Genomic DNA, 11,042 nt, shown 5'->3' with positions numbered 1-11,042 from the left:
AAAATTACTCACCCAAAAAATACCATTGCAAGTTTAAAACACATTTTAACAAACTTGAGCGATGTTTTTTAATCATCTTAGTGAGTTTAAGGAGTGTCTATGGCTTTTAATAATCCCTCTTATTCTGCCCCCCACCCCCCTAAATTAATACCCCAAGAGGGCAATTGTGAAATGCCCTCTAACTTCCCCTCTAACTTCACTACCAATCAAGGCAATAACACCCTTTTAAACCAATTCAAAAATGCTCTTAGCTCTAAAGATGTAGAGAATCTAGCCTTTTTAGTAGGCTTTTTTCGCATTAGTGGCTTTATCCATTTGCATACACTGCTAAAAGATAGCGGATATGAGAGGTTTAAAAATATCCGCATTTTGGTAGGGATGGAAGTGGATAATCTCCTTTATGAATTATCCCAAAACAACTTAGACCCCAAGCACCAAGAAGACAAATTTAAAAAACTCTTTTACCAAAGCCAAAAAGAATTTTTAAACAAAGAAGACTATAAAGAGGAGATAGAGCAATCCATACAAGCCCTAATAGATGCCTTAAATAATGTTAGTTTTTGTATGCGTATGGTGAGAGAAAAAAATGTCCATTCTAAGTATTATGTCTTTTACTCTAACCCTAAGGAAAATTTTGCGCATAAAGGGAGAATCTCTTATGAGGGCGCACTTATTGTAGGGAGTTCTAATCTCACGCATAATGGATTGGAGAAAAACTTTGAGTTTAACTTGCAAAGCAAAGATTCTGATGATATTGCTTGTGCGTTGTGTTGGTTTGAGAAGCTTTGGGAAGATTCCATAGAGATTTGCAAAGCAGACATTGAGAAATGCAGAGAAGAAAGCTTTCTTAAAGTGCTTCCTGTAAGGGATATTTACCACAAATTACTTTTATGCCATTTTGGAGAGGAGTTTTTAAAAGACGATCCTTCTTTGAGGCAACTCTTTAAAAATTACGCACCCTATGAGTATCAAATAGGCGCTATTAAAGAGGGCATTAGTAAGCTCAAGAAATATAATGGATTTTTCTTAAGCGATGTGGTTGGGCTAGGCAAGACATTGATAGCCTCTATCATCGCTAAGAAATGCCGTAATGATGGCATTATAGAGGGCAAGATTGTAATTATCGCACCCCCAGCTGTGGAAAATGCTTGGAAGAGGCATTTTGATGCTATTGAGGTAGCAAATTATCATTTTATCTCCAAAGATTCTTTGTATAAAATTGACGATAAAGAAGCAATAGAGCTTGTTATCGTCGATGAAAGTCATAACTTTAGCAACGAAGAATCTAATCGCTACAAACACCTTAAAGACCTTTGCCAAACCCCATACAAAAAAACAAAAAAACCAAAGAAAATCATACTGCTCTCAGCCACACCTCAAAAAAACAGACCCAAGGATATTGCCAATCAGATTTTCTTATTTTTGCCAGATAATTTCATAATCGAGGGGATAAATCTAAGCACTTTTTTATCAAATAAAGATAAAGACTTTAAAAATATTTTAAAAGAATTAAAACAAGACATTGAGGAAAAGCACAAAAGAAAGCTTTATAAAAAATTGAAAGAAAATTCTGAGGAGTTGCGGGATAAATTGCTTGTGCATATTATGATTCGCCGCACGAGAAAAGATATTGAGGAATATTATAAAGAGGATATGCAAAAAGCCGAACTTTCTTTTCCAGAAGCCAAAGACCCCATAGATTTGCCTTATCAGTTTAATAAACAGATATTTAAGCTTGTAGAGGAGACTTTGGATTTTGTTATAGAAAAAGAAACCTCTAAAGGCATTTTTACTTACAGCCGCTATTTGGTTTTTGACCACCTAACAGAGGAGGGCAAAGCGGTTTATAAAGGGGGTTCTAAAAAAGATGATGATTTCTTTAGCCGCACTGGAAGTAGGCTTTATGCGCTTATGAGACAGCTTTATTTTAAACGTTTTGATTCAAGCCTATATGCCTTTAAACAAACCCTCCAAAGAGGGATTGATGCTTATAAGGAGTGGATTTTGGGCTTTGAAAAAGGAGAAATCAAAATCAGCAAAAATCCTAAAAAGGAGAAAGAGCCAGAGGAGGAATACTTTAATGAAAGTTTTGATACAGAGGATGGAGGCGAGATTGATTTAGAGATTACTTTAAAGGTGGAGCATTTTGAAAAAGGTTTTTTACAAAAGCTTAAAAACGATAAAAAAATCCTAGAGTATCTTTTAAAATCGTGGGAAGCGATAGAGGAAGACCCAAAATGCAAGAGACTTCAAGACTTCATCAAAAACTCTAAAGATTCTAATCAAAAAATCATTATTTTTACAGAATACTCCGACACGGCAAAATATCTTGCAGATACTTTAAAGTCTCCTGATGTTATCCAAGTGGATGCAAGCAATAGAGAGGAAAAAAGAAAAACCTTAGAGGAAAACTTTGATGCAAACTATGATGAGAGCAAACAAAAAAATGACTTTCGCATTCTTATCACCACAGATACCTTAGCAGAGGGGGTAAATCTCCATAGAGCCGATACGATTATCAACTATGATTCTCCTTATAACCCTACGCGCTTAATGCAAAGAATAGGGAGGATTAATCGTATAGGAGCAAAGCATAAGCAAATCCATATTTATCACTTTAAGCCCGATGAATTCATTGATAGCATTACCAATATCATCTCTATTATCCAAAGCAAATTAGCGAGTTTTCACGAGACCTATGGCGGAGATTATGCGATTTATGATTCCATAGAGCAAGTAGGGAGCAAGGAGATTTATAGTATTCAAAAACTCCCAGAAGAAGAGGTAAGCAAAGACACTAAACACAAAAGGCACTTAAGAGATCTTTATTTAAAGGACAAAAAAGAATTTGAGCGCATCAAAGCTTTGCCGCTAAAATCACGCACGATTATAGAGGTTTCACAAGAAGAATCCAAAAGCTTTGCTTATATCAAACAAAACAAAAATCATCGCGATATTTTCTATCCCTATGAGATTGTCGGAGATGAAACTGATATTGAAGCTAAGAAATGTGATTTTTACACAATGGCGGATTTTTTGCACCAACATTTAGAGTGTGAGCCTTTAGAATGTGAGCCTGCCACTAAGAGCCTGCACTATAAACATATCGATAAAGCATTAGAGCAATACCAAGAAAGCACCAAAGCTAAATCAACCCTTAAAGATTCTAACCCAAAACCCAAACAAAATGCTTTCAATAAGCTAAAAAGCCTAAATCTTGATGAGAGCAAAAAAGAGATTTTAAGAGCCGCCATAGATAGAGGCGATACAAAAGTCCTTAATGCGATAAAAGAATGCAAACCAAAAGAGCTTGAAAACCTCCAAAATCTTACAGAAAGCCTCGCAAAAATCAATTTAGGTGCGACTGCTTCAGAGCCAAATGGCACTCAAGAGGCGCAAAATATCCAAAAACCACAGATTCAAATCAGCATTACCGCAATAGCCACAAAGGAGAAAGAATGAATTTAGAATCTTTTTTAAACCACCCTATGAATATGCGCATTTCAAAGACTTTGTTTTGAGAGCTTTTGGAGAGGACATAGGCATACAAAAGGAGAGAGAAAACCCCTACAAAGAGGGCAATATCATCAAGTCTTATACGCAAATTTGCAACCCCATAAAGCTAGATTCTGGGAGACTTGGAGTTTATGCCTTTAAAAGCTCCTCTATTGGTGCGAAAGTTGGCTTACACACAGAGCTAAAGAGTATCTTAAAGGACTCTAGTGATTTAAGTGTTTTATTAGCAGTGTTTTACCAAGAGGGGCTAGAGGAGTTTCGCTTAAGCCTTGTTACGCAAGGTTATGATTACGAAAAAGAAAAGCCCACTTTCTCAAACCTCTCGCGCCAAAGTTTCCTGCTAGGGAAAAATACCAAAACAAAAACCGCAGAAACCCAACTAGGAGGTTTTCTCCATTCTCAAAAAAGTTTGAATGATTTAAAAGAAGCCTTTAGTGTCGAGCCTTTAAACAAGGAGTTTTATAATGCCTATAATGGGCTTTTTGAAAAACTTACAAAAAAGCTTAATAAACCCGCACTCTATCAGGCTTTGGAGGGTTATGAGGGCTTAAGTGGAGAGAGGGCTATTAAGGCTTTTGTCAAAAAGCTTTTAGGGCGCATTGTGTTTTTGTATTTTCTCCAAAAAAAGGGTTGGCTTGGAGTGCCAAAAGGCGAAAAATACGGACAAGGGGATAAGAAGTTTTTAGCCTCACTTTTTCAAAAAAGCGAACAATCCAAGCAGTCTTTTTATGAAAAATACCTTTGTCCTTTGTTTTTTGAAACCCTAAATCAAAAGCGAGAGGAAGACTACTCCACACTCTTTGAATCCAAAATGCCCTTTTTAAATGGTGGGCTTTTTGAGGAGGGCAAAAACCACTTAGGAGAGGGAGTAGAGAGGAATTTTATCCTTAGCAAAAGCCTAGAAAACAAAGATTTTGAGCAGATTTTTGAAGTCTTTGAGAGCTATAACTTCACCATTGAAGAATCCACCCCCGATAATGTAGAAATAGGCATTGACCCAGAAATGCTAGGCAGAGTTTTTGAAAACCTCATTGACTATAATAAGCAAAATGGGGCATTTTATACCCCAAAGAGCATCGTGCATTTTATGTGTAAAAACATCCTTGCTAGAATCTTACAAGAGCATTGCATAAAAGAATCACTCTGCAAAAATGACGCAGACAAAGAGGCTATTAGGGATTTTATCCTCTACCACAAAAGAAGTGATTTTATAAATAACAACACTAAAAAGCTAGAGAAAATCATAAAATCGCTAAAAATCCTAGACCCTTGTATCGGAAGCGGGGCGTTTCCTATGGGGTTACTCAATGAAATATTGCATTGCTTAAGAGAGCTTAAGCCAGAGCTTAAAGATAAGCAAATCGCACACTTAAAGCGAGAGATTATCCAAAACCAAATCTATGGCATTGATATCGATGCCGATGCCATTGAGATAGCAAAACTCCGCTTTTGGCTCTCTATCGCAGTGGATGAGAGTGAGCCTAGCCCTCTGCCAAATCTTGATTTTAAGTTTATGCAAGGAAATGCACTTTTAGAAAAGATTAAGCAAATAGAGATTGTTAAAGAGGCAAGAGAGAGCAGTTTGTTTGATGAGGCAAACATAGGGGATTCACTCTTTAGCCAAAAGGATGTCAATACGCTTCAAAAGCTCTTTGTGGAGTATTACCAAGCTCAAGAATATAAATCCAAGCAAAGCACTAAAGCAAAGATTTTAAAGCTTATGCAAAAGGGCTTTGAGGAGCGAATAGGGCTTATTGAATCCTTTATACAAACAGAAAAGAAAAATCCAAAAATAAAGCCAAAGGAAATCTCTAAGCAGCAAGAATATATTTTGCAGCTACTAGACTTTAAGGATGAATTAAAAAAGATTTGCGAAAGTTATAGAGAAAACAACTTCCACTCCGATAAGCTTTTTTTATGGGATTTCTTTTTTGCCCCTGTGTTAGAGCAGGGTGGCTTTGATGTAGTCATCGGCAATCCACCCTATATCCGCCAAGAAAGTATCAAAAACAAAGTGCAGATTTTACAAGAGTTTCAATCCCAAGAGGAAGCAAAAAATATGGCAAACTCTACAGCCGATATTTATACTTATTTTTATGCAAAGGGGCTAGAAAAGCTAAGAGAAGGCGGAATCCTAAGCTTTATCACAAGCAATAAATGGTGCAGGGCAGGTTATGGTAAGAATCTAAGAAAATATTTGTTGCAATACTGCTTGGATTCACATTATGATTTAAATGGCATCAAAGCCTTTGAAAATGCCACAGTCGATACGGCTATCACCACTATTTTAAAATCCCCTCCAAGCCAAAGCCACGCCCTATGCTTTGCTAACCCAAAGGACTATAACCCCAAAGACAACGAGCCTTTGCAAGATTCTATCACACCTCATAGCATTCCTCAAAGTTCGCTAAATAGCGAGGGCTTTATCTTTAATAGCCCCGAAGTGGCAGCCCTAAAGGCAAAGATAGAATCCATTGGCACACCGCTCAAAGATTGGGATATTAGTATTTATCGTGGAATTTTAACGGGCTATAATGAAGCCTTTATCATTGATACGACAAAAAGAGAGGAGATATTAAACTCTTGTGATGATAGCAAGGAGAGCCTTTTGCCCTATCCTTTGAGTGAGTATGATGAGAGGCTTTGTCAAACTGACTCCTTGTATTGTCAAACTGAAATCTCCTCTTGTCATTCTGAAGTTTTCTATTGTCATTCTGAGCGAAGCGAAGAATCTCAACAACCTCAATTCATTTCCCCCTCCCTTGCGGAGGGGGCTAGGGGGTGGGGCAAATCCCAAAGCAAAAGAGATGTTTCGGCTTCGCCTCAACATGACAAACAAGATTCAAATTGTCATTCTGAACCTGCATTAGCAGGTGAAGAATCTCATTTAATACAGAGAAAAATCAATCTTGAAAACAACACCATTCTACTCACCGAAAGAGAGCGCACTGCACAATTGCTAAAGCCCATTTTGCGAGGGAGAGACATTAAGAGATACAGTTATGAATGGGCGGGGTTGTGGATAATATTTATATCGTGGCATTTTCCAAATACAGATAATCCAAAGTCTATGCAAGAAAATGAGCAAGATTTAGCAGAACAATATCCAAGTTTATACTCTCATTTGTTGCAACATAAAGATAGACTTTCTAAACGAAACAAAGATGAAACAGGTATTCGTTATGAATGGTATTGTTTGCAACGTTGGGGTGCAAATTATTATCAAGAATTTGCCAAGCCTAAGATTGTCTATAGCGAAATCGTGCGTGAGCCACAATTTTATTTAGATAATGGCGAATTTAAGTTTGGACATTTCTATGCAGAGGCAACAAGCTTTATCTTAAGTGCAAATTGTCAAACTGAAGCTTTAGAATCTCATAACCCACCCCCTAGCCCCCTCCGCACAGGGAGGGGGAATAATCCTTGTCAAGCTGAAGTCTCTCTTTGCCAAACTAACTCCCCCTATTGTCATTCTGAACCTTTAGCCGAAGAATCTCAACATTCCAAAAGAGATATTTCGCTTTCTATGAAAGCTCAATATGACAAAGGGGAAGCGCAACACCACAAAATGCAAGTGAGCTTAGAATACCTTTTAGGGATTTTGCATTCCAAACTTGCCACCTTTGCCTTTAAAGAGTTTTACGCTGGGGGAGGGCTAGGAGAGAGTGGCTATCGCTACAAAAAGGCATTTTTAGAAAAGCTCCCCATTCCAAGACTTGATAAAACACAAGAAGCAGAGTTTGTAAGGCTTGTCAATGAGATTTTAGAAACCAAAGCGCAGAATAAAGACACAAGCAAACTAGAACAAACATTAGATTCTATGGTCTTTGCGCTCTATGGCTTAGACGATAAACAAAGAGCTATGATAACCGCTGCGGGGGGGGGGCAAATATAGTTTAGCTTATTTGCTTGTTGCCTGTGTAAAATCCCAATCCCTTGCCTTGCTTAAGCTCCTTTGTGAAAACTTCGAGACTGAACTCAAAGAGGCTTTTAGATTTTGCGAGGGATTGCAAGTGCCACAAAAACAATATGAGGGTAAGATTATTTATCCAGAAACTACACAAAGTGTAAATTTTATGCTTGATAAAATGGGATATTTTTTGGATAAAACTGCTTTTATGATAAAAGGGGGCAGTTTAGAATATCTCAATGCTGTGCTTGCCTCTAAAATGGCTTTTTGGTATTTAAAGCAAATTTGTAACACACTTGGAGCAAGTGGATTTTCTATGAGCAAAATCTTTGTAGAAAAACTACCTGTGGTAGAAACCAACAAAATAGATTCTAAACTCTTAGCAGAGATTGAGGATTTAGCTGGTGAGATTTTGACAAAAAGTAATTCTAAGATAAATCATACCAACGCACAAGCGGAAGCAGTTGAGATGAGAAATTGCGGTTTTCAAGCACGAAACAAGGGAGTTACCCAAGCGGTAATGACCGAAGTTGAGGGCGAAGAATCCGCAGTTTATCGCTCAAATGCAACGCTAAAAGAGTTAGAATCCCGCCTTGATTCTCTAATCTATCAAGCATACAACCTAAACCAAGATGAGATAGCTCTCATAGAATCTGCCTTTAATTCTGCGGGGGGGGGGGGCATAAATGCCTATCTTGAAGCGTTTAATAGTATTTTGGATACTTTTATTCTCAATACTTTAGAGAGGTTGGAAGCTAGTAATCTGGCACAAAAGCATTATCAAGGCAAGATTATCTGGGCGGAGATGACAAACACACCTTGTTTTGTGTATGAATCACAAGGCTTTTATATCAATCAAACTTGCTATTTTATTCCAAGAGATGATATGTATTTATGTGCTGTGCTAAACTCAAAATTGATTTATTTTTATATGCGACAAATTGCTTCTGGCTTAGGAGATGGAGCGTTTCGATGGATAAAGCAGTTTATAGAAAAACTCCCTGTGATAGAGAAAAATGCCACTAATGAAGCAAAAATCAAAGAGATTAAGGCTCTAGCCACTCAAATCATCGCTTTACAACAAGAGAATAAAGATATCCATAGGCTAGAATCTAAGCTTGATAGTATGATTTATCAACTCTACAACCTAAACCAAGATGAAATAAACCTCATAGAATCTGCCTTTAATTCTGCGGGGGGGGGGCATAAATGCCTATCTTGAAGCGTTTATGCAAACTTTTAGAAAAGAATTTGAAGCTTTTTATTCTCTTAAGTCTTTTTATACTCCACAACTTTTAAAAACTAATGCTAGTGTTGGATATGATTCACAAGATTCCAAGCTTATTCCTCATCCTTTTGCAGATACTTCCCCAGCTCATTCCCTCTCACAGCAAGATGGGCTAACCATTCCCTCATCTATTGCAGAGGATTCCGAGCTTCTCCCCCCTCCCTTTGCGGAGGGGGTTAGGGGGTGGGGTAAATCCCAAATCCATTCTTATCAAACTAAAGCCTTTGAGGGCGAAAAATCTTACCCTCTACATTGCCAATCTGAATCCTTGCATAGCAAGGCTAAAGAATCTAAAAGAAATCCTTCACTTGCTATGCAAACTTGGAATAACAAAGGGACTTATGAGGGTAAGATTATGTGGAATAGAATCTCCAATGAACTTTGTTTTTCTTATGATTGGGCAGGGCATTATATTTTGGATTCTATGTTTATGATTACTACTAGGAATGAAACTTTAGTTAAATATCTTTTATCAGTGTTAAATTCTAATATTTCGAGGCATTGGATTAAAAATAATGCGGCAACTTTGGGTGAGGGAGTTTATGGAGCTAAAATTTATATCGAAAAGCTTCCTATCCCAAAAATCACTAAACAAAACCAAACAATCGTAGATAAAATCATTGCTTTAGTTGATGAGATTTTAGAATCTAAAGCCACAGATTCCACGACAGACACCACAGATTTAGAATATAAAATTGATGTTTTAGTGTATCAGCTCTATAATCTCACGAATGAGGAGATTAAAATCATAGAATCCAAATAGTGCTATAATGCTATAATTTGTGTGATAGCTTGAAATAAGGAGATAATCAATGACCATAGATTTAAGCGTAGAAAATGCCAATAAGGATTTAATCAAGGCTTTTAAAAATATGGCTAAGGCATCAGGCGCAAAGCTAACGATTAAGCGGGATAAAAAGTTAAGCGAATCTCTGAAGCAAACAATCAAAGAAGTGAAGCAAGGTAAAGTGGAAAAATTTAAGGATTTTGAGAGCTATAAAAAGGCTATGGATTCTTAGATGTTTGAAATACATACTTCCATAAAATACAAAAAGCAGCGTAAAAGGCTTGCATTAAATGATAGAAACCTGCTTGATGATATTGTCTATAAGCTCGCCAATAATGAAACTTTGGAGAAAAAACACAAAGACCACAAGCTAAAAGGTGAATTTAAAGACTTTAGAGAATGCCATATTAAGCCTGATTTGTTGCTGGTTTATCAAAAGCAAGAAAACCTTTTGATTCTAACTTGTGTTTCTGTGGGTAGCCATAGCGAATTGTTTGGGTAATTTCTTACCGCTTACCAAATCAAACCAAAAAATCGTAGATAGAATCATTGCTTTAGTTGATGAGATACTCGCAATCAAGGCAAATTGTCATTCTGAACCTGCGTTAGTGGGTGAAGAATCTCTAGGCAAAGAATTAAGAAGTTTTAATAGAGATATTTCGGACAAGCCCTCGCACAATCCGCAAAGATTTTGCCCACACTTGCAAACAGGACAAAAATAAAAATTGTCATTCTGAAAAAATGCAAAACACGACTAAAGAATCTCATAAAGATTTAAATAGAGATATTTCACATTTTCAAATACTCAACAGCAAAAAACTTCTTGATAAATAGGCTTCTTACCCTTGCAAATGAATGCTTGGTTCAATAAATTATCTCTATCTTTATCTAATTATTCCGCAAAGCAAAACCCATAAAACAAAATCTGCAAAACAATTCAATTTCACTTATAAATCCCACCTCTAGAATCTGCCTTATAAGCATAGATAATAAGAATTTGCTTATCCCTTAATTCATAGAGGATTCTGTATTTGCCAATCCTTAAGCGGTAATGATTGTCCTTGCCTTGTAGCTTTTGTGTATCTTGAGTGTTATTATAGGGATTTTGTGCGATTTGCTCTAAAGCATTGATGATTTTTGGGGCTAGGTCGCGGTGTTTATCTAAAAACTTATCCACTTCCTTGCTTGTTTGCACATTATTCATTGCAATATTTCCTTTTAAGCTCCTCTAAGCTTATAGTCTCGCCCCTCTCTAGCTCTTTTAAGGCTTTTTTATATGCCCTCTCATCCTCTTTTGTCCATATCGTATCAGGCTCTATTTGACTACTAACGCTAAAGGGAATCTCACCTGTTTTTAGCACCTTTGCGGCAAACATTCTAAAGGCTGTCCCTAAATCTAATCCCATATCTTTAAGCATCGCTTCTAATATCTCTTTGTCATTACTATCCATTCTAAATTGAACAACAGAAGTCATTTTTTATCCTTTTGTAGGGTTTTAGATAATCTTGTAAGGAATTATACTACAAATATTAAGATTGAT

9 protein-coding genes are annotated in these 11,042 nt (G+C 36.8%); 7 read left to right on the top strand and 2 right to left on the bottom strand.

Annotation, left to right across the window (positions count from 1 at the left end; translation table 11 throughout):
• Nucleotides 1-99: 99 nt before the first annotated feature.
• From C6H18_RS08035 to C6H18_RS08005, 7 genes are all read left to right on the top strand, one after another.
• Nucleotides 100-3,462: a helicase-related protein gene (locus tag C6H18_RS08035; protein WP_104722589.1), complete on the top strand. Its 3,363-nt coding sequence runs from the start codon at nucleotides 100-102 to the stop codon at nucleotides 3,460-3,462.
• Nucleotides 3,463-3,517: 55 nt separating this feature from the next.
• Entirely contained in the window at nucleotides 3,518-7,411 is a 3,894-nt protein-coding gene (locus C6H18_RS08030) for an Eco57I restriction-modification methylase domain-containing protein (protein WP_104722588.1), read from the top strand.
• A gap of 118 nt (nucleotides 7,412-7,529) precedes the next feature.
• Nucleotides 7,530-8,648: a TaqI-like C-terminal specificity domain-containing protein gene (locus C6H18_RS08025; RefSeq protein ID WP_158654893.1), complete on the top strand. Its 1,119-nt coding sequence runs from the start codon at nucleotides 7,530-7,532 to the stop codon at nucleotides 8,646-8,648.
• A gap of 7 nt (nucleotides 8,649-8,655) precedes the next feature.
• Nucleotides 8,656-9,477, top strand: coding sequence for a TaqI-like C-terminal specificity domain-containing protein (locus C6H18_RS08020; RefSeq protein ID WP_104722586.1), 822 nt, complete (start codon nucleotides 8,656-8,658; stop codon nucleotides 9,475-9,477).
• 49 nt (nucleotides 9,478-9,526) lie between these two features.
• Nucleotides 9,527-9,733, top strand: coding sequence for a hypothetical protein (locus C6H18_RS08015; protein ID WP_104722585.1), 207 nt, complete (start codon nucleotides 9,527-9,529; stop codon nucleotides 9,731-9,733).
• Nucleotides 9,734-10,003: a type II toxin-antitoxin system RelE/ParE family toxin gene (locus C6H18_RS08010; RefSeq protein WP_104722584.1), complete on the top strand. Its 270-nt coding sequence runs from the start codon at nucleotides 9,734-9,736 to the stop codon at nucleotides 10,001-10,003.
• Nucleotides 9,996-10,223 (top strand): hypothetical protein, encoded by a 228-nt coding sequence (locus C6H18_RS08005; RefSeq protein WP_104722583.1) that lies wholly within the window; start codon nucleotides 9,996-9,998, stop codon nucleotides 10,221-10,223. Before C6H18_RS08010 ends, C6H18_RS08005 begins: the two co-directional genes overlap by 8 nt.
• Before the next feature lie 221 nt (nucleotides 10,224-10,444).
• Here the strand turns inward: C6H18_RS08005 and C6H18_RS08000 are convergent, their stop codons facing one another.
• Nucleotides 10,445-10,705 (bottom strand): type II toxin-antitoxin system RelE family toxin, encoded by a 261-nt coding sequence (locus tag C6H18_RS08000; protein WP_104722582.1) that lies wholly within the window; start codon nucleotides 10,703-10,705, stop codon nucleotides 10,445-10,447.
• The gene (locus C6H18_RS07995; RefSeq protein ID WP_104763612.1) at nucleotides 10,698-10,976 is read right to left on the bottom strand and encodes a type II toxin-antitoxin system RelB/DinJ family antitoxin; all 279 of its coding nucleotides are present in this window, start codon (nucleotides 10,974-10,976) and stop codon (nucleotides 10,698-10,700) included. The genes C6H18_RS08000 and C6H18_RS07995 overlap by 8 nt, the downstream gene beginning before the upstream one ends.
• Between the last annotated feature and the right edge of the window lie 66 nt (nucleotides 10,977-11,042).

This window comes from Helicobacter mesocricetorum, assembly GCF_900198605.1.
GTDB lineage: Bacteria > Campylobacterota > Campylobacteria > Campylobacterales > Helicobacteraceae > Helicobacter_D > Helicobacter_D mesocricetorum.
Note: the sequence above shows the minus strand (reverse complement) of the source record. Positions and strands in the feature narration are given on the sequence as shown.

What these genes read in the sequence shown, in the direction of transcription:
- C6H18_RS08035 (WP_104722589.1), top strand. Translation starts at nt 100, where the DNA reads ATGGCTTTTAATAATCCCTCTTATTCTGCCCCCCACCCCCCTAAATTA.
- C6H18_RS08020 (WP_104722586.1), top strand. Translation starts at nt 8,656, where the DNA reads ATGCAAACTTTTAGAAAAGAATTTGAAGCTTTTTATTCTCTTAAGTCT.
- C6H18_RS08015 (WP_104722585.1), top strand. Translation starts at nt 9,527, where the DNA reads ATGACCATAGATTTAAGCGTAGAAAATGCCAATAAGGATTTAATCAAG.
- C6H18_RS08010 (WP_104722584.1), top strand. Translation starts at nt 9,734, where the DNA reads ATGTTTGAAATACATACTTCCATAAAATACAAAAAGCAGCGTAAAAGG.
- C6H18_RS08000 (WP_104722582.1), bottom strand. Translation starts at nt 10,705, where the DNA reads ATGAATAATGTGCAAACAAGCAAGGAAGTGGATAAGTTTTTAGATAAA.
- C6H18_RS07995 (WP_104763612.1), bottom strand. Translation starts at nt 10,976, where the DNA reads ATGACTTCTGTTGTTCAATTTAGAATGGATAGTAATGACAAAGAGATA.